Here is a 19,270-nt window from a genome sequence, read left to right on the forward strand (position 1 = left end):
AAACGACTACTTGAGCCGTTTATTGAAGCAATTCATTTAATGGTTTAAAGATAATCCGTTCCAAATCTGCCACATAGGTTCCTAATTGTTGTTGCTTCGTAAAATACTCTGTCAACAGTGGATTGGCTTGAACCTTTTTATTGAAATCAACCATTTTCTTTTGGTCAGCTTCAGTTGGAATTTCACCTGCTTGTAATTTTTCCTGAATACCTTTTTGGAAAGAAATATAGGCATCAAGGGTATTTTTAGCTTCCGCATCCGCTTCAACAGATACTTTCACTGCTTCTACTGCCTTATATTCTGGTAGATTGCGAATAGCGCGCTCCAATTGATTCGCAATATCATAGATATTTGTGGTCATAACCAACCTCCTAATTTAAGTATATTTGATAAGAAGTCTGCTCAGTTAAACGCTTTGCAGCTTCTTCTAAATGTTCCTTGTTTTTAAATGTGATCTGTAAGATACCATATGTGTCTTCACGGTTTTCTTCGTTAATACGAATATTTACGATAGAGATTCCTCTCAGGACCTCTAAAACTTTTAGAACAGAGTCCTCTTCGTCAGGCACATTGATAAATAGATCGAAAAATGAATCAACACCACCACGCTTATGGATTTCCATCACTTTACGTGTTTGACTACCTCTTGCAAAAAAGTCCCAAATATCGTCCTGTCTTTTTTCTATTAAAAGTTGACGAATATAAGTTAGGCGATCTTTAAAATCTTCTATTCGTTCAATAATTGGCTCTGCATTTGTCATCAAGATGCTCGTCCACATACCTGGTTCACTCTCTGCAATTCGAGTCATATCTCGAAATCCACCTGCTGCAAAGTTATTTGTAAAAGGGTGTTCTAAGGCATAATCACCCGCCTGATTCATCAGACTTGAAGCTAGCACATGGGGAAAATGCGATATTTGACTCGTTACTAAATCATGTTCTCGGGCGTCAATCTGTACGAATCGCGCACCGGTTCCCGAAAGAAGATCAGTTAGTCTAGGAACTGCGTCTGCCTGGGTCAATGAACAAGGTGTCATAATGTAATATGCATTTTCAAATAATAAAATATCTCCAGCTTCCGCACCAGATTTATGACTACCAGCCATTGGATGACTTCCGATAAAGTTAATTCTTTTTTCTGAGAGATAAGCCTCCGCAGCCTGAATAATCTCTGTTTTTGTGGAACCAGCATCTGTCACCAATACGTTTGGTTTTAAATCGATTTGTCCTAACTGTTTGATAAACTCAATGGTTTGCTGAATTGGCACGCATAAAATGATAACATCTGCACGACCCGCAAATAGTGAGAAATCATCAGTCACCTCATCTACCATATTTCTTTGTAAAGCTATATGACGAGATTTTTCTCCTCGATTATAACCAAGTATGGTGTAATCTGGATGGTGTTTCCGTATACCGAGTGCTAGAGAGCCACCGATTAGACCGAGACCGGCAATATATACTGTCTTAGTCATCTTATCACCTAGAAATTCTTAACATAGTCACGGTGGCTTGTAACAGCAGCTTTTAGTTCTTCTATATTATCAGAAGAGAATTTATCTAATATTTCAGTTGCGATAACTGTTGCAACAACTGATTCCATCACAACACCTGCAGCAGGTAGAGCCGTTGGATCAGAGCGCTCTACAGTTGCTTTATAAGGCTCGTGAGTATCAATATCGACTGACATAAGCGGTTTGTAAAGGGTTGGAATTGGTTTCATCACCCCTCTGATAATTAATGGTTGACCGTTTGTCATACCACCTTCAAAACCACCCAAATGGTTTGTCCGTCGAGTATAGCCATCCTCTTCTGTCCAAAGTATTTCGTCCATTACTTGACTACCTTGGAGATAGCCAGTTTTAAAACCAAGACCAAATTCGGCACCTTTAAAGGCATTAATCGACACAACAGCCTGTGCTAGTTTCGCATCTAGTTTCCGGTCCCATTGTACATAGGAACCCAAACCAGCTGGAACACCGCCAACGATTGTTTCAACGACTCCACCAATCGTATCGCCATCACGTTTCACTTGGTCAATGTAAGCCTTGATTTCCTCTTCACGCTCTTGATTGACAATGGATACTTCTGATGCGGCCGCTCGTTCACGAATCTGAGCAACAGTTAATCCATCTGGTACATCAATTTCTTTCCCACCAAACACAACAACATGATTTGCAATCTCAATATCAAGTTCTTCCAAAATCCGTTTTGCAACAGCCCCAACTGCCACTCTCATTGTGGTTTCACGGGCACTTGAACGCTCCAAAGAGTTTCGTAAATCACTAAAACGGTATTTCATCCCGCCGACCAAATCAGCATGTCCTGGACGTGGGTGTTTAATACGACGCTTGCTTTTAAGTTTCTCTTCAATATCCTCAACAGCCATAATATCCAACCACTTCTGATGATCCTTGTTTGTTACATTCAGAGTGATTGGTGCACCTGTTGTTTTACCATGACGAACTCCAGCAGTAATTTCCACACGGTCCGTTTCAATTTGCATACGACTTCCTCGACCATAACCACCTTGACGGCGTTTCAAGTCTTTATTAATATCTTCAGCTGTTAAAGGAAGACCTGCTGGAACTCCCTCAATAATGGCTGTTAAACGTGGGCCATGCGACTCGCCTGCTGTTAAATACCTCATACTAGTTCTCCAATATATCTAAAAATTTTCGTGTATTTGCCAATGAGATCTGGCCAGGGGCAGAAGCTTCATCTAAACTTGCAAAAGTCCAATTTGAACCCGTTACAAACCCTGATATCCGAGATAATTTTCCTAATGGCCCCATTGAAATTGTAGCAAACTCTTGCTCAGAATTCAATGCTTTAAACCCACGAGTATAATTCATCACATCAAGTACATCCTGCTCGGAGTTTGCCATAACAGCAATTTTCACAACCGCAGGAGATAAACGTGTAAGCTCAGAAATGATTTCCAAATAATTGGAAGGTGTTTCCGTGAAATTGTGGTAACTTAACACTAAGTTAGGGAAATCCAACATTTGATCAAATACAGTCTGATAAGAATAGTACTCAAAATCAATATAGTCTGGTTGATAGATTGCTGCAACTTCCTTAATCAGATTGACATATTCCTGATCTTCCAATTCAAGATGTCCACCCTCACGTGTGGTCCGAAGGGTAAACAATACCTCTTTACCATTGCATACTTCAAAAATAGCTGGCGCAACTTTTAGGATTTCGTCTTTAGGAAGGTAATCAGCTCTCCACTCAATTATATCTGCATCAGATAATCGTTCTCTATCAATTGCTTCTATTTCCTCTATATTTCTCGGCATAATTGGAACAACAATTTTCATTTTTGCACCTGTATTGTAAATACCTTAAGGTAATTACTACTTTCATCATTTTTATTAACTTTAAAATCGATTGGTAAGCGGTAAGTTTGTAAAAAGCGATACTTCACTTTTCCAAGGCCCTTCTGAACTTGCTGTTTAAACTTGTCTATCGAAATGTTTGCAGCATTGGTTGAGGCAATAATCATGCCATCTGAATGTAAAATTTCAAGTGATTGTTCAATCAGTTTGTAATAATCTTTCGCCACTGTGAATGTATGCTTTTTATTTCGAGCAAAGCTAGGTGGATCCAAAATGATCATATCAAACTTCAATCCCTTTCTCTTTGCATAATTAAAATATTCAAAAACATCCATTACAACGAATTGATGGTGATCAAGCGGTAAACCATTTGCCATAAAATGTGCTTTAGATAGATCGCGTGATCGTTTCGCCAAATCAACAGAAACAGTCTCACTCGCCCCACCCATAGCTGCTGCAACCGAAAAAGCAGCTGTATATGAAAACATATTTAGAACTTTTTTACCGCTAGCAAGTCCATCAACCAGTGAAGCTCTAACATCGTGTTGATCCAAGAAAATTCCAGTCATCAATCCATCATTTAAAAAAACCTGATAAGCAACACCATTTTCAATAACAGTAAATGTATCCGGGGCCTGAACTCCATACAGGAAATTGGAATTACTTAATTCTGACTGAAAACGAATTTTCTCGTAAGCTCCAACTACCTCAGGAAATATAATTTGAAAGGCCTCAATTACTAACTGCCTAATGGAATAGACAAAAGTATTATACCAAGAAAAAACAGCGTAATCTCCATATAAATCAATTGTCAATCCACCAAAACCATCACCATCTTGATTAAATAAGCGAAAAGCTGTTGTCAAATTTGAATGGTAGAAGGTCTGGCGTACTGTTTTTGCCTTTTTAAAAAGATTAGTAAAAAAATCTACAGACAAAGCTATTTTATTTCGACTAAAAAGCCAACCAATTCCCTTATTTTGTGGAGACAAGTAAGCCTCGCCTAAATATCTTCTACTCTTAGAAAACAATGACACTTGTCCTTCAGGAAAGTCATGGTTTTTATTGAAATCTGAACTATCTAGAAGGCAGATTCCTTTATCAATCTTTTTTTCTGCAATGGTACTAACTATTATTTTCATACATTTTCTATTATATCATGATTCATTCTATATGCCAAAAAAACTCTTATTATTGCAGGATTTTTTATAAAATATGATATAATGAACAAAGATTTTAGAAAGGGCTGTGGAGAATCATACTTGTGAAAAAACTAATAGATATCATAAAAAAGAACTATCAGACTCGCCTCGGATTTATTGTTTTACTTTTACTCAGTTACTGGCTGAAGTCTCTTTGGGCCTATTTTATTGATTTTAATTTAGATTTATCCAGTTTATTGCAGTATATTATAGCTATTATTAACCCACTTCCTTTAGCACTCCTACTGCTAGGACTTGCACTCTATATAAAAAATAACAAACTATTTTATGGTGTTGCAATAACAATTTATCTGATACTGTTTGCTTGGCTGTTTTCAAACGCTGTTTATTACCGTGAATTTGCAGATTATATTTCTGTTTCTACAATGATGGCAACATCCAGTGTATCAACTGGACTAGGCGAAACAGCTGTTAAACTATTTAGAATCTGGGATCTGGTCTACTTTCTTGATTTCATTTTATTTGCTGCATTAGTCAAAAAACAGAAATTTTCATTTCACGCAAAAGCACTTTCAACCAAAGCCAGTTTCGCTTTATCATGTTTGGCAGTCCTAAGTTTTTCAATCAATTTATTCTTAGCTGAAATTGACCGACCTGAATTGCTAACGAGAGGATTTTCAAATAACTATATCGTTCGAGCACTTGGTCTACCTGCATTCTTTACATATAATGCTCAACAAACATATACAACCGAGCGAGATCGTTCATATGCGACTGCTGAAGACCTCGTCCCAGTTGAAAAATATGTGCAGGAGCATTATGCCAAGCCAAACGATCAATACTTTGGTATCGCCAAAGGTCGAAATGTCATCTACCTCCATTTAGAAAGTTTACAACAATTTGTCATTGATTATAAACTAAATGTTGATGGTGTTGAATACGAAGTAACACCATTTCTCAATTCTCTCTATCACTCAGAATCTACTTTTGCCTTTTCAAATTTCTTTAATCAGGTTAAGGCAGGAAAGACTTCTGATGCTGAAACTATGATTGAGACATCTCTTTTTGGTCTCAATCAAGGCTCATTCATGGTTCAATATGGAGGAAGCAATACACAGCAAGCTGCGCCTTATATCCTTTCTCAGAATGGAGGCTATACTTCCGCTGTATTCCACGGTAACTCAGCCAGCTTCTGGAACCGAAATAATACCTATAAACAATGGGGCTACAATTACTTCTTTGACCAATCTTATTTTTCTGAGCCGACTTCTGAAAACTCATTCCAGTATGGTTTGAATGATAAAATCATGTTTGCAGACTCGATTCAGTATCTCGAACATTTACAACAACCTTTCTACGCAAAATTCATCACGGTGTCAAACCACTATCCCTACACTTCCAGTCTAATAGGCGATGAAATTGGTTTCCCTTTGGCAGATACACCTGATGAAACTATCAACGGATACTTTGCTACAGCCAACTATTTAGATGCCTCAATCAAAGCATTCTTTGACTATTTGAAAGCTACTGGTTTGTATGAAAATTCAATCATTGTCCTATATGGCGACCACTATGGGATTTCAAATTCTCGCAACCCTGACTTAGCTCCATTAATCGGAAAAGATTCTCAAACTTGGTCAGACTTTGACAATGCAATGATGCAACGAGTTCCATATATGATTGTAGTACCTGGAATGACAAATGGCGGAATTATTGATACTTATGGTGGTGAAATAGATGCCTTACCGACTCTTGAACACCTCTTAGGAATTGAAGCAAACAACTATCTTCAAGTTGGCCAAGATATGCTCTCTAGCGAACACAATCAAATTGTCGCTCTTCGCACTGCTGGAAGTTTTATTACTCCAAAATATACGAGCTACGAAGGAAAAATTTATTATACTGAAACAGGTTTGGAAATAACCAATCCAGACGAGACAACTCAAAAAGAAATTGATGCATTAAAAGATTCTGCTGCAGCACAATTAGCAGCCAGTGATGCCATCCAAACTGGTGATCTTATTCGATTCTTCGACAATGGTTTACCTGCTTTAGATGCAAGTCAATTTAACTATATTGATTCGTTAGCTAGCGAACTCGCAATAGAAAACGATCTTGGTACTCAATCAACCAGCATCTTTAGCAAAAATAGTAATCAATCAACTGTAGATTTATTTAAGGCACCTAGTTACCTAGAACTTCATGGCAGCTCTTCGACAAGTCAAGAAACATCAGTTACAAGTGGTAGCGAAACATCTAGCAGTAGTTCAACGACCACAAGTACTTCATCAGAATAGAAATAGGCATTGGATCACATTCTTCATTACGAAGGTTGGTTCCAATGCCTATTTTCATTCCTAGAGAGAATTGAAAAAACTCGGAAATAATCCAAGCTTTTTTCAAATCCTATATGCTTATTTAGCAAGTTTTGCTTTAGCAGCATCTGCAAGAGCTGTGAAAGCTGCTGCATCGTTTACTGCTAAATCAGCAAGCATTTTACGGTTTACTTCAATTTCAGCCAATTTCAAACCGTGCATCAATTGTGAGTAAGACAAACCATTCATACGAGCAGCCGCATTGATACGAGTGATCCACAATTTACGGAAATCACGTTTTTTCTGACGGCGGTCACGGTATGCATAGTAGTAAGAGTTCATAACTTGTTCTTTCGCAGTGCGGAACAAGAGATGTTTAGCTCCATAGTAACCTTTAGCTAATTTTAAAATACGTTTACGGCGTTTACGAGAAACAACGCCACCTTTAACACGTGCCATTTAATTTTCCTCCAAATAATCTAAATTCTAGTAGTCGGCTTATTTCAAACCAGTAAGCATTGATTTGATACGCTTAAAGTCACCAGCATGCACCAAACCTGCTTTACGAAGGTGACGACGTTGTTTTTTAGTTTTACCGTGGAAACGGTGTGAAGTATAAGCGCGGAAGCGTTTCAATCCACCAGAACCTGTACGTTTAAAACGTTTAGCTGATGCGCGGTGAGTTTTTTGTTTTGGCATTTTAATTCTCCTTTTAGCGTAAAAAGCTTATTTTTTTTCTGAAGCTGGGGCCAATTGCATAAACATTTGACGACCGTCCATCTTAGCACGTTGTTCAATAATCGCAATATCTTGGGTTGCTTCGGCGAACTCAGCTAATACTTTCGCTCCAACTTCTTTGTGGGTAATCATACGACCCTTAAAACGGATCGAAACCTTGACTTTATTTCCTTTTTCAAGGAATTTACGGGCATTACGAAGTTTTGTCTCAAAATCCCCTTTATCAATTACTGGACTAAGACGTACTTCTTTTACAGTAACAACACTTTGTTTCTTGCGTTGTTCTTTCTGTTTTTTCTGATATTCAAACTTAAACTTACCGTAGTCCATGATTTTAGCTACTGGCGGTTTAGCTTGTGGTTGAATCAATACTAAATCCACATTTGAATTATCAGCAATGGCCTGAGCCTCATTGAGCGGTTTGATTCCCAACTGTTCACCCTCAAGACCGATAAGACGAACTTCACGCACTCGAATTTCATCATTGATGAACAAATCTTGCTTTGCTATGGCTTTTCACCTCATTTTATTTTTTTCGAGAAAAACAAAACGGACCTGCTAAACAAGTCCGCACTACACCATTATTCTTTCCGAAGAAATCTTAAATCGTAGGGCCAGACAACGTTAGTCGCAAGGCGAGAAGCTCTCACTTCTGCTTTTCTCAATAAGACTATTTTATCATCTCTCCAACTACTTGTCAAGAATTTCTTTCGCTTTTTCTGAAATAAATTTCACAACACCTTCAATGGACACACCGGTCGTGTCAAAAGTGATAGCATCATCTGCTGCTTTTAACGGGGAAACTGCTCGGTTTGAATCTTTAAAATCACGAGCTGCAATCTCCTCTTTTAAGGTTTCCAAATCAGTTTCGATGCCACGTTCCGTATTTTCCTTAAAACGACGGAGGGCACGCTCTTCAACCGATGCAATGAGAAAGATTTTTAACTCCGCTTGAGGAAGTACCACAGTACCAATATCACGACCATCCATGACGATACCACCAGCTTGTGCAATTTCCTGTTGCAGGCGTACCAATTCTTCCCGTACTAGAGGAAGTGCCGCTACTGCCGAAACATTATTAGTCACTTGGTTATCGCGTATGGGTAATGTGACGTCATAATCACCAACAAATACAAGTTGCTCTCCATTCTCATCCCTGCCAAATCGAATGGGATTAGATGCAAGCAACTGAACGATTTTCTCTTGATTTGTCACCTCTATACCATTCTTCAACGCTAGAAATGTAGCTGAACGATACATGGCCCCAGTGTCTAAATAGGTATATCCTAATTGTTTTGCAATAATTTTAGCTACAGTTGATTTTCCGCTCGATGCAGGACCATCAATGGCGATTTGAATTGATTTCATAACTCCTCTTATCTAATACGAACTATATCTCCAGGATTGGCCCACCAAGTTCCCCCCGGTCCGACCATTTTATCTGGATTTAAGCGTTCTAGCTCTGAAATTGAAATACCAGCACGGGCCGCAATACTAGCAACCCCTTCCCCTGTTTCAACAGTAAGGGTTGAACCATCTCCAGTATCAGTAGTAGTTGTTGTTACTTCTTCTGTTGTTGATGCTACAGAATCATCCGTGCTTTCTGCTACCGTCGTACTCTCTTCAGTAGCACTAGAGGAAGTGGCAACTACACCACTGGCATTACTAGCATTATAGAACTCCTGATTTGAATTGGTTGTGCTACCACCAGTTGAAAGGTAGATTGCTAATATTAAAACCACCAGCATAATGAGAAAGAAAATAATGGCTAACACCGTGAAGACCCTAGTGCTTGCTACACCATTTTTTATTCGGTCTTTTCTACTTGCTGATCTAGATGAGTATACTTCTTCATTCCATGGTTCTTGTGACATGAGCGTGGTTTCTCCTTGTATTTTTTCTTAATAACTATTAGAATATCAATATGAATATAAAATTAATTCCTGAACGGTGCATCGCATGCGGTTTATGCCAAACATTTTCCGATCTATTTGATTATAATGATGATGGTATTGTGATTTTTTCTGAAAATGGTGGGAATGAAAAAAACTGTCAACCCACACCAGAAATAATGAATGCAATCAAGTCTTGTCCGACAAAAGCTATCTTATCTGATTGAGATAGCTTTTTCACTATAATATTCTTCGAAGTAATCCTGTTTAATCAAGTGATCGGTTAACACAACTTCACCTGAAAATTCAGGATGCAAGGCAATGTGATTCACAAAATATTTTTTTGGCCATTTTCGCATATGGTAAATAGCACTGTGTGTATTTTGATTCACTATAATACGAATGGCTAGATAAGATACTTCTATCCTACTGATATCTTTCATTGGTATTTTTTTTGTATTCAGGGGATTTGCAGTGGATATTCTCAGATGATCTTCTTTTAATTCAAAGTACCGACGAGTGCCGAGGAGGCACATCAGAAAAAAAAGACTAACCAAAATAAAAAATAAGATGGACATTCTTAGCTTTTCAAGCAGTAGAGATAAGGCAATAAATAGGGGAGTTAAGGTCATTGACCAATAAATGATTCCCCAAGAAAACTCTGGCTGCCAGTGATAGCGTATTTTTCCAAAAATTTTTATCATTGCTATCCTCCACATATTATTCTAGCATAAAAAAAGAGATTTTCCTATGAAAATCTCTTTTTTTTGGAAAGTTTTATTACATTTACATTACACAAATTAGATACACGTAAACAAATAGTAATAATCGATCAAACTAAATAGTGATACAAATGATTCTTACAACTCTGTTATATCACCAGTACGGAGATAAACAACCCATTCACAAATGTTTTTCGCATAGTCACCAATACGTTCCAAGTAAGTTAACACTTGGAAATAATCGCGCCCTGCAATAAGGGAATCTGGGTTCTTTTTAATCTCAGCCGTTGTTAGTTCTTGAATTTTAGAATAATATTCATTAATAATTTCATCACTTGCTGCAATCTCATAAGCAGTTTCAATATCGCCAGAATTTAAATATAAATCAAGTGAGGATTCAACTAAACGACGAACTTCCTTACCCATGTTTTTAATTTCTTCTTCAACGACTGGAATACGTACTTCGCCTTTAACACGAATGGCAGCTTTAGCAATAGATACAGCATGGTCCCCCATCCGTTCTAAGTCGCTAGTTGCTTTTAAAACAGTAATTACCCGACGTAAATCTGTCGAAACCGGTTGTTGAAGCGCAATAATTTCAAGAGATTTTTTCTCAAGTTTTACTTCAAATTCATTAATTTTTTTATCTGCTTCAATAACTTCTTTTGCCATTTCACGATCATGAGTTGTGAATGCACGAACAGTATTATTAATCTGTCCTAATACCTCATTACCCATAGCATAAAATTGATTATGAAGCTTTCCTAATTCGTCTTCAAATTGTGCTCTTAGCATATGAATCTCTTTTCTATATCTTTTTAATCGCTTTGGTTAGATGGTTTTATCCAAATTTACCCGTGATATAATCTTCAGTTTCCTTATGTGCAGGATTTAAGAACATTTCCTTGGTATCATTGTACTCAATTAAATCTCCATCAAGGAAGAAACCTGTACGATTGGAAATACGTGAAGCCTGTTGCATAGAACGCGTTACCAAAATCATTGTATACCGTTCTTTCAATCCGTAAAGTGTATCTTCAATCTTACCTGCTGAGATAGGGTCTAAGGCTGAAGTAGGTTCATCTAACAAAATGATTTTGGGACTAGTTGCCAATACACGAGCAACACACACACGCTGCTGCTGACCACCTGAAAGACCTAAAGCTGAATCATGGAGACGATCCTTTACCTCATCCCAAATGGATGCACCAATCAAGGATTTTTCAACAGCTTCATCTAAAACTTGTTTATCTTTAATACCATTGATTCGAAGACCATAGACAACGTTCTCATAAATAGACATTGGAAATGGATTTGGCTGTTGGAAAACCATCCCAATTTCCTTACGCAAGTCTACAGTATCTGTACGAGGACTATAAATGTTTTTTCCATTGTAATCAATCGCACCCGTCAGTGTCACTTCAGGATTTAAGTCACCCATACGGTTAATAGAGCGTAAGAGAGTAGACTTGCCAGAACCAGAAGGACCAATCAAGGCTGTAATTTCATTTGGATAGAAGTCAATTGAAACACTATTTAAGGCCTTTTTCTTATTGTAGTAAACAGACAAATCTTTTACTTGTAAAATAGGTGATGTCATAGTTTTCCTTTCTATCCGAAGTGTCCAGAAACGTAGTCGCTGGTAGATTTAAGTTTCGCATTTTGGAAGACATTGGCTGTCTTATCATACTCAATTAAATCTCCTAAATAGAAGAATGCCGTATAATCACTTGCACGTGCTGCTTGTTGCATGTTATGCGTCACGATGATAATGGTATAATCCTTCTTAAGCTCAAACATGGTTTCTTCCAATTGCATTGTCGCAATCGGATCAAGTGCTGACGCCGGTTCATCCATGAGCAAAATTTGAGGTTTTACTGAGATAGCTCGGGCAATACACAAGCGTTGCTGTTGACCACCTGATAAGGTGAAGGCTGACTTGTGCAAATCATCTTTTACCTGATCCCAAAGCGCTGCTTGTTTCAGAGATGTCTCAACAATCTCATCCAAAACCTTCTTATCTTTTACACCTGCACGCTCATGTGCAAAAGTGATATTACGATAAATGGATTTTGCGAAAGGATTCGGACGTTGGAAAACCATTCCAATATGCTTTCGAATCTCGTAGACATTCATATTTGGCTTATTGATATCGATTCCCTCATAGAGGATTTGACCAGTTACCTTTGCAATATCAATCGTATCATTCATTCGATTCAAACTACGAAGATAAGTTGATTTCCCACACCCTGATGGTCCAATCAAAGCTGTGATTTTATTTTTCTCGAACTGCATATCAATGCCCTTAATTGCTTCATTTTTACCATAGTAAACATGAACATCTTTCGTCGAAAGGGCTATTTTTTCCTCTGGAAATGTAATGATATGGCGCTCATTCCAGTTGTATTCTGCCATTTTTTCTCCTTATTATGCCAACTTCTACGCTGCAGAAGTCATTTTCGCATGAAGTTTTTTACCGATGTAGCGTGCAGAGAGGTTAAAGAGCAAGATGAAAATCAAGAGAATTGCTGCAGATCCAGCAGAAACTTGAGTCGCATCAGGGATTGTCCCTTCACTGTTTACCTTCCAAATATGTACCGCTAGGGTTTCTGATTGACGGAAGATTGAAATCGGACTTGTAACACTTAATGGATTCCAGTTAGACCAGTCAAGAGCTGGTGCAGACTGACCAGCTGTGTAAATTAGAGCAGCAGCTTCACCAAAGATACGACCAGATGCCAATACGATACCTGTAACGATACCTGGAAGGGCTTCTGGGATAACAACGTGAAGTACAGTTTCCCAACGAGATAAGCCAAGTGCTAATCCTGCTTCACGTTGTGTATGATGCACATGGCGAAGGCTATCCTCAACGTTACGTGTCATCTGTGGTAAATTAAAGACTGTTAATGCCAAGGCGCCTGATAAAATAGAGAAACCATATTCAAATTGTACAACAAAGATTAAGTAACCAAACAAACCAACTACTACAGATGGCAGAGAAGACAAAATCTCAATACAGGTACGAATAAAGTTAGTCAAAGGTCCTTTTTTTGCATATTCAGCTAAATAGATACCTGCTCCAGTTGATAGGGGAACAGAAATCAACAGCGTAATGACCAAGAGGAAAAATGAGTTGTATAACTGGATGCCAACTCCTCCTCCAGCTTTATAGGAAGATGACTTGCTTGTCAAAAAATGCCAGTTGACATGCGGTAACCCTCTCACAAGGATAAAGAGGATAAGCGCTGTTAAGATAATAACTATCACTGTTGCGATTGAGTATAGAACTCCTGTCGCAAGTTTATCCATTTTCTTAGCGTGCATAGTTTTTCTTACCCTCTCTTGTAATAAATTTCATAATCATGTTAAAGACAAGGCTCATCAAGAGCAAGACAAGAGCCAATGACCAGAGCACATTATTTTGGACGGTACCCATAACAGTGTTACCGATACCCATCGTTAAGATGGAGGTCAATGTCGCTGCTGGTGTAGTCAATGACGTAGGAATAACTGCTGAGTTACCAACTACCATTTGTATTGCAAGAGCCTCACCGAATGCACGCGCCATACCAAAAATGACAGCGGTAAAAATCCCTGGCTTAGCTGCATTCAAGATAACACGCCAAATTGTTTGCCAACGAGTCGCCCCCATCGCAAGACTAGCTTCACGATAATGACGAGGTACAGCTCGCAAACTATCAACGGTCATAAATGTTACTGTCGGTAAAATCATAACAAAGAGGACACACACCCCTGATAAGATACCAAAACCAGTACCACCAAAAATTGAACGTACAAACGGTACAACAACTTGGAGTCCGATAAAACCATAAACGACTGATGGAATACCTACCAAAAGCTCAATAACTGGTTGTAGAATTCTAGCACCACGTTTTGGTGATATTTCTGTCATGAAGACTGCTGCACCGATTGCGATAGGGGTCGCAACAACAGCTGACAGAATCGTAACAATGAAAGAACCTGAAATCATTGGCAGCGCACCAAATGTTTTTGAACTTGGCTCCCATTTATCACCAAAAAGAAAATCAGTGATACTCACACCGTCTACAAAGAATGTTGACAGCCCCCGTTGTGCTACGAAAATTAAAATCATAGCCACAATAAATACAATCAAACTAAGGCAAAGAAACGTTAATACCTGTCCAAACTTTTCCAAACGAGAGTTTTTGGAAGGTGTCGATAATTCTTTTTCGAGTTGTTCGTTTTTCATCTCTACTCCTTCACAGTTACCACACCATCAGCAGATTTCTCTACTTTCATATGGTTGATTGAAATATAGCCCATGCTCACAACAATACCTTCTTGCACCTCATCCGAGTACATGTAATCAAGAAATTCCTTGGTTAAACCATCAGCTTCACCCTTCGTATACATGTGTTCGTAGGACCAAATCGGCCAATCATTTGTTGATACATTTTCAGTAGTTGGTTCAAAACCGTTTAACTTAATTGTTTTAACGGAATCATCTAGATAAGCAAATGAAAGGTAGGAAATTGCACCTGGTGTCTGAGCAACAATAGATTTTACCATACCGTTAGAATCTTGTTCTTGACTCTGAGCTGCGGTTTGTCCATCCATGATAACACTATCAAAGGTCGCACGTGAACCTGAACTAGCTGCACGGTTAATGATTGAAATTGGCAGATCACTACCACCCAACTCTTTCCAGTTCGTAATCTCACCAGTGAAAATCTTCCGAAGGTTCTCCGTTGAAATGTCATCCACTGTTACTTGCTCATTAACAATAACTGCTAGACCTGCAACAGCAACTTGGTGATCTACGAGCCGACTAGCATCAATCCCCTCTTTTTCCTCTGCGAAGACATCAGAGTTCCCAATTTGAACCGCACCAGATTGAACTTGCGAAAGACCTGTACCAGATCCCCCGCCTTGGACGTTAATCGTTTTTCCTAGGTTTGTCGAACCGAACTCATCGGCTGCTGCTTCAACCAAGGGTTGCAGTGCTGTTGATCCAACTGCGGTAATGGATTCTCCACGATCAATCCAAGCAGAGCAGGCAGATAAGGCCATGCTAGAGATGAGAAATAAAGCTGCAATTCCTAGCTTATGCTTTGTTTTCATATCAAATATTCCTTTACGTTTTTCAGTGGAATTCCTAGTTTTTTTACCTGGTTTTTACATAGTATTTACAAGAAATTTCCACTTATCCACTATAACATATAACAAGACAAGTTGCAAAAATAATTTGCTTCATATGACTTAAAATCTTAGTCCTTTGGGGAAGCTATTTTTCAATACTCCCGAAACGATTTTTGAAAAGCCTAGCCCATTTCCTGCAACGGCAACTTGATACCAACCATTTGGTAATTCTTTAGGCACCTCAATCGTCTGACCTGCAGTATATTTTTGAAAATCTTCCGCTGAAATTTCAACTCGCTTCATCACTTCATCACTCTGTAATGCAAGTCCGAGAGCAAAACTAGGTTCAAAGCGCTTTTTCTTAAATACACCTAGATGTAAGCCGTTTCGTGCAATTTTAATTTTAGATAAATCAGGAAGCTCTTTGGGTAATAAATAGAGATTATCTCCAAACGCTTGTAAAACACCGTCAAATTGTATTGTCAGGTGTTCTTGTTTGAAAGACTGCCATAATTGTTGCTGTTCACGATTTAAATTTGATTTCCCAAATTTCCTTTTTTTCGTGGAACTTTCCCCTTTATAGCGAAATTTCGCTACAAACTGTCCTTCTCCTTTAAAACGATGAGGATACATCCGAGCCGTCTCAGGATAGCCTATCCCTTCAACCATACCATTAATTTTCGGAATATCAATTAATTCTAAAGCATAATGCTCCAGTAACCATCGAACAATATCTTCATTTTCTTCAGGCGACCACGTACAGGTAGAGTAAATGAGTTGTCCATTAGGTGCAAGCATTTCAAGAGCTGATTCCAAGATTTCCTTTTGCAACTGCGCGCACTGAGCAGGATAGTTTTTAGACCAATACTGAATAGCGTCCGGGTCTTTTCTAAACATTCCTTCGCCAGAACAAGGAGCATCCAAGACTATCATATCAAAATAATCTGAAAAAACGCTTGCTAATCGCTGAGCTGACTCATTTGTGACAACCACATTCCTTGCTCCGAATCTCTCGATATTTTCGGCAAGAATTTTGGATCTTTTGGCTGAAATCTCATTACTAACTAAAATCCCTGTATTCTCTAAATATGAAAGTAAATGGGTGGTCTTTCCTCCAGGAGCTGCTGCTAAATCCAGTACTTTCATCCCTTTTTCAGGAGCAGCAACTTGCCCAACAATCTGTGCAGCAGGTTCTTGAGAATAAACCAAACCTGTCACATGTTCGATGGACTTTCCAGAAACCTTACCGTAGTAAGACCAAGTCATATTCGGTATTGCATCTGGGAATTCCTTCTGTTGTTCTTTTAAAGGATTCGTACGAAAGCCAGAAACTGCAGAAGATTCAAAACTCTCAAAAAATGCTTGGGCATCCTGGCCAAGCAAGTACGTATATTTTTCAATAAATTCCTGTGGTAATTGTATCAATGGATAAACCTCTTAATCTCACTCAAACTAGCTTTTGGGACCAACATCACATGTTCACGACCAGAAAACTGGGGCGCATCACCTTCTAAGCTCAATAACTGACAATCTAAACCTTCCCCTAAAATACTCGCCGCCGCATAATCCCATGGATAAAGATTGGAAGCATAAGCTAATAAACGTCCTTCTAAGACGTGAGAGAAACCAATTCCAGCACTGCCAACAGAACGAGTCCCTAATGAATGATCAGCTAAGTCACCTAAGCCATACTGATTCGTAGCATATAAGGTTGCATTTAATCCAATCAAGCTTCTTACCAAAGATGTAGCTTTGGGAATCTCAAGTAGTTGATGATTGAGATAAACTGGAAACTGCCCTCCGCCATGAAATAATTTATCATGCATCACATCATAAATGATTGCGAATTGACCTACACCTTCTTCAAAATATGCCAAAAGAATGGAAAAGTCATTCTTTTGAGCGATAAAATTCGTTGTCCCATCAATCGGATCCAGCACCCATACCTTTCCCTCTTTTATGGAACCAGTTTGACCACCTTCTTCACCAAATACTCTATCCATAGGAAAATCCGAAAGAATCTTTTGGCTCAATTGGTCTTGTACCTGTTGATCTAAGTGTGTGACTAAATCTTGAGGATTGGTTTTTTCATCTATAACAAGAGGGTCATTTAAATGATTCCGTAAGAACTCACCCGCTTCAAGAACAATCTGCTTGGCAAAATGATATTTAGTTTCCAAATCGGATCATTCCTTTCTGTTTTTCTTGGGCAGCCTTTACAACTCGATAGCTCGAGTAACCTGACGCTTCTTCGAAATCTCGATCAATTTGTCTTTCTTGCCCTTTGCTTCTTACAACTTCTTTAAACTTTTTATACTGTTCAAGAACGAGTCTTGCTTCTACACCCTTTTCATATGCTTCTTCCACTCGATTCAAAAAAGAAAGCACTGAGGAAATTTCCTCTGTGCTCCACGAAAAATCAAGCGGATATGAGTATTGTTTATCCATGTCTCTATCCTATTTCTGCTCGTAATGTTGCATTTTTTAATTCTTGCTTGCGATAGTTTCGCGGTAGAAATGCCCGAATTTCATCCTCATTAAACCCTATCTGCATCCGTTTTTCATCAAGGATAATCGGACGCCGAAGTAAACTCGGATATAGCTCGATTAACTCAATAAGCTGTCTCACGGACAGTTCATCCACATCAATATCTAACTTTTGAAACACTTTTGATCGTGTAGAAATCAAATCGTCCGTCCCATTTTCAGTTAAGGACAAAATCTGTTGTAACTCGTCAGCGGTTAACGGACTAGTCATAATATTATGCTCATTAAAGGGCACCTCGTGTTTAGTCAACCATGCTCTAGCTTTACGACAACTCGTACAACTCGGTGACAAAAATAACGTTATCATGCCAGTTCATTCCCTTCTACACAAGCTTTTCTAATATATTATATCTTATTTTGTTGTTATTTTCAATAGGGAACCAAAGGGATTATATTAATTTTTCATAAAATTTAATGACCAAATTTAATGACTGTTAACACAAATGTATTAGCAGGTTCTTTGAAATCTATAGGTTTACTTACTTGTCCAATGCAAGGCGTAGCTTTCATCGGACTTCATCTGCTCCATCAAACCTTCAATCCCATCAAATTTGACCATATCTCGAATTTTTTCAAGCCAAAAAATAGTTATTTTTTCTCCGTAGATAAAGCGGTCAAACCCAAAAATATGGGCTTCTATCCGCATCTCAGTTCCATCAAAGGTCACATTTTTCCCAACGCTTGTCATGGCTCGATAGCGTTTTCCATCTACTTCGACATCAGCGACGTAGACTCCCTCAGATGGTAAATGGACTCGGTCAAAAGGAGCCAGATTTGCAGTCGGATATCCAATAGTGCGCCCTCTGGCATCTCCATGAACAACAATTCCCTCCGTCATAAATGGATAACCTAAAAGTTGATTAGCTAGAGAGACATCCCCTGACTGAATAGCCTGACGAATGCGAGTTGAAGAAACTTTCTCTCCGCCCAGGCTCACTTCACTTACAATTTCTACCCGACCATCAAATAGCTCTGTCAAATCTTTGACATCTGCTCTGCAATTTCCAAAATGATAGTCGAAACCTGCGACCAAAATCTGGGCATTGAGACCTTTGATGTAGCGCTCCAAAAACTGCTGAGGAGTATTGTTAGCAAATTCACTAGTAAAATCAGTCAAAATAAGATTATCAACACCATATTTTTTCAATAAGAGGTAGCGTTGCTCTTGACTAGTCAAATGCAGTAAAAGTTCTGGGCTAAAGCGAGAAAAAGCCAACCGAGGTGACTCTGGAAAGGTCAAAACAGTTACTGTCAAACCTTGCTCATCTGCTACTTTTCTTGCTCGATCAAGTAAAGCCTTGTGCCCAAGATGAATCCCATCAAAGTAGCCTAGTACTAAAACCGTCGGCTCCTCTTGATTCAATTCACTATAATCTTTAATTATTCTAATGTTCATGTTTTCTATTTTATCACAGTTATTGAGAA

General features: G+C 38.6%; 24 protein-coding genes and 1 other annotated feature. Of the genes, 2 read left to right on the plus strand and 22 right to left on the minus strand.

The features are described 5' to 3' along the window. Positions 1–19: 19 nt before the first annotated feature. Genes K6V43_RS00875 through K6V43_RS00895 form a run of 5 tightly spaced genes read right to left on the minus strand, consistent with a single transcriptional unit; the run spans position 20 to position 4,486 of the window. Entirely contained in the window at positions 20–361 is a 342-nt protein-coding gene (locus K6V43_RS00875; protein ID WP_172016363.1) for a YlbF/YmcA family competence regulator, read from the minus strand. 10 nt (positions 362–371) lie between these two features. After that, complete coding sequence (locus tag K6V43_RS00880; protein ID WP_222381126.1) at positions 372–1,475, minus strand: prephenate dehydrogenase; 1,104 nt, start codon at positions 1,473–1,475, stop codon at positions 372–374. Positions 1,476–1,483: 8 nt separating this feature from the next. Then, entirely contained in the window at positions 1,484–2,650 is a 1,167-nt protein-coding gene (gene aroC / locus K6V43_RS00885; RefSeq protein ID WP_222381127.1) for a chorismate synthase, read from the minus strand. Between the two features lies 1 nt (position 2,651). Further along, on the minus strand, positions 2,652–3,326 hold the full coding sequence (aroD, locus tag K6V43_RS00890; RefSeq protein ID WP_172019317.1) for a type I 3-dehydroquinate dehydratase: 675 nt from the start codon (positions 3,324–3,326) through the stop codon (positions 2,652–2,654). Then, entirely contained in the window at positions 3,323–4,486 is a 1,164-nt protein-coding gene (locus K6V43_RS00895) for a class I SAM-dependent rRNA methyltransferase (RefSeq protein ID WP_222381128.1), read from the minus strand. Before K6V43_RS00895 ends, aroD begins: the two co-directional genes overlap by 4 nt. Before the next feature lie 122 nt (positions 4,487–4,608). On the opposite strand from K6V43_RS00895, the gene K6V43_RS00900 reads away from it, so the two are divergent. Continuing rightward, positions 4,609–6,804 (plus strand): LTA synthase family protein, encoded by a 2,196-nt coding sequence (locus K6V43_RS00900; protein WP_222381129.1) that lies wholly within the window; start codon positions 4,609–4,611, stop codon positions 6,802–6,804. Between the two features lie 117 nt (positions 6,805–6,921). Here the strand turns inward: K6V43_RS00900 and rplT are convergent, their stop codons facing one another. The 5 genes from rplT to K6V43_RS00925 form a co-directional block, all read right to left on the minus strand. After that, the gene (gene rplT / locus K6V43_RS00905) at positions 6,922–7,281 is read right to left on the minus strand and encodes a 50S ribosomal protein L20 (protein ID WP_012028296.1); all 360 of its coding nucleotides are present in this window, start codon (positions 7,279–7,281) and stop codon (positions 6,922–6,924) included. A 39-nt stretch (positions 7,282–7,320) separates the two neighbouring features. Further along, positions 7,321–7,521 carry a 50S ribosomal protein L35 gene (gene rpmI / locus K6V43_RS00910; protein WP_024392740.1) on the minus strand — a complete coding sequence of 67 codons (201 nt, stop codon included), beginning with the start codon at positions 7,519–7,521 and terminating at the stop codon, positions 7,321–7,323. Between the two features lie 27 nt (positions 7,522–7,548). Next, complete coding sequence (gene infC / locus K6V43_RS00915) at positions 7,549–8,055, minus strand: translation initiation factor IF-3 (protein WP_024392739.1); 507 nt, start codon at positions 8,053–8,055, stop codon at positions 7,549–7,551. Between the two features lie 40 nt (positions 8,056–8,095). Continuing rightward, positions 8,096–8,224: a sequence feature (ribosomal protein L20 leader region), on the minus strand. Between the two features lie 26 nt (positions 8,225–8,250). Next, positions 8,251–8,928 (minus strand): (d)CMP kinase, encoded by a 678-nt coding sequence (gene cmk / locus K6V43_RS00920; RefSeq protein ID WP_222381130.1) that lies wholly within the window; start codon positions 8,926–8,928, stop codon positions 8,251–8,253. A gap of 8 nt (positions 8,929–8,936) precedes the next feature. After that, the gene (locus K6V43_RS00925; protein WP_222381131.1) at positions 8,937–9,434 is read right to left on the minus strand and encodes an SAG1386/EF1546 family surface-associated protein; all 498 of its coding nucleotides are present in this window, start codon (positions 9,432–9,434) and stop codon (positions 8,937–8,939) included. A 50-nt stretch (positions 9,435–9,484) separates the two neighbouring features. Between K6V43_RS00925 and K6V43_RS00930 the strand changes: the two genes are divergently transcribed. Further along, on the plus strand, positions 9,485–9,679 hold the full coding sequence (locus tag K6V43_RS00930) for a ferredoxin (RefSeq protein ID WP_024403552.1): 195 nt from the start codon (positions 9,485–9,487) through the stop codon (positions 9,677–9,679). Here K6V43_RS00930 and K6V43_RS00935 read toward each other — a convergent pair. The 12 genes from K6V43_RS00935 to K6V43_RS00990 all read right to left on the minus strand — a co-directional run bounded on the left by K6V43_RS00935 (position 9,668) and on the right by K6V43_RS00990 (position 19,241). Further along, entirely contained in the window at positions 9,668–10,156 is a 489-nt protein-coding gene (locus K6V43_RS00935; RefSeq protein ID WP_172016371.1) for an EbsA family protein, read from the minus strand. The genes K6V43_RS00930 and K6V43_RS00935 overlap by 12 nt on opposite strands. Before the next feature lie 156 nt (positions 10,157–10,312). Beyond that, positions 10,313–10,969: a phosphate signaling complex protein PhoU gene (phoU, locus tag K6V43_RS00940; RefSeq protein WP_105127566.1), complete on the minus strand. Its 657-nt coding sequence runs from the start codon at positions 10,967–10,969 to the stop codon at positions 10,313–10,315. A gap of 46 nt (positions 10,970–11,015) precedes the next feature. After that, positions 11,016–11,774, minus strand: a complete 759-nt coding sequence (pstB, locus tag K6V43_RS00945; RefSeq protein ID WP_024403555.1) for a phosphate ABC transporter ATP-binding protein PstB — start codon at positions 11,772–11,774, stop codon at positions 11,016–11,018. Between the two features lie 11 nt (positions 11,775–11,785). Beyond that, positions 11,786–12,589 carry a phosphate ABC transporter ATP-binding protein PstB gene (pstB, locus tag K6V43_RS00950; protein WP_024403556.1) on the minus strand — a complete coding sequence of 268 codons (804 nt, stop codon included), beginning with the start codon at positions 12,587–12,589 and terminating at the stop codon, positions 11,786–11,788. A gap of 24 nt (positions 12,590–12,613) precedes the next feature. Continuing rightward, positions 12,614–13,501: a phosphate ABC transporter permease PstA gene (pstA, locus tag K6V43_RS00955; protein ID WP_105127565.1), complete on the minus strand. Its 888-nt coding sequence runs from the start codon at positions 13,499–13,501 to the stop codon at positions 12,614–12,616. Further along, positions 13,491–14,408, minus strand: coding sequence for a phosphate ABC transporter permease subunit PstC (gene pstC, locus K6V43_RS00960; protein ID WP_172016372.1), 918 nt, complete (start codon positions 14,406–14,408; stop codon positions 13,491–13,493). Before pstC ends, pstA begins: the two co-directional genes overlap by 11 nt. A gap of 2 nt (positions 14,409–14,410) precedes the next feature. After that, entirely contained in the window at positions 14,411–15,280 is an 870-nt protein-coding gene (locus K6V43_RS00965) for a phosphate ABC transporter substrate-binding protein PstS family protein (protein WP_222381132.1), read from the minus strand. A gap of 138 nt (positions 15,281–15,418) precedes the next feature. Continuing rightward, positions 15,419–16,720, minus strand: a complete 1,302-nt coding sequence (locus K6V43_RS00970; protein ID WP_222381207.1) for an RsmB/NOP family class I SAM-dependent RNA methyltransferase — start codon at positions 16,718–16,720, stop codon at positions 15,419–15,421. Then, positions 16,720–17,478: an inositol monophosphatase family protein gene (locus K6V43_RS00975; RefSeq protein ID WP_024403561.1), complete on the minus strand. Its 759-nt coding sequence runs from the start codon at positions 17,476–17,478 to the stop codon at positions 16,720–16,722. The genes K6V43_RS00970 and K6V43_RS00975 overlap by 1 nt, the downstream gene beginning before the upstream one ends. Then, entirely contained in the window at positions 17,468–17,746 is a 279-nt protein-coding gene (locus K6V43_RS00980) for a UPF0223 family protein (protein WP_029749539.1), read from the minus strand. The genes K6V43_RS00975 and K6V43_RS00980 overlap by 11 nt, the downstream gene beginning before the upstream one ends. A 4-nt stretch (positions 17,747–17,750) precedes the next feature. Beyond that, a complete protein-coding gene (locus K6V43_RS00985; protein ID WP_024403562.1) occupies positions 17,751–18,152 on the minus strand; it encodes a Spx/MgsR family RNA polymerase-binding regulatory protein in 402 nt (133 codons plus the stop codon). A 168-nt stretch (positions 18,153–18,320) separates the two neighbouring features. Then, positions 18,321–19,241 (minus strand): bifunctional riboflavin kinase/FAD synthetase, encoded by a 921-nt coding sequence (locus K6V43_RS00990; protein WP_222381133.1) that lies wholly within the window; start codon positions 19,239–19,241, stop codon positions 18,321–18,323. Positions 19,242–19,270 lie beyond the last annotated feature (29 nt).

It is taken from the genome of Streptococcus suis (genome assembly GCF_019794615.1).
GTDB classification, from domain to species: Bacteria; Bacillota; Bacilli; order Lactobacillales; family Streptococcaceae; genus Streptococcus; species Streptococcus suis_AI.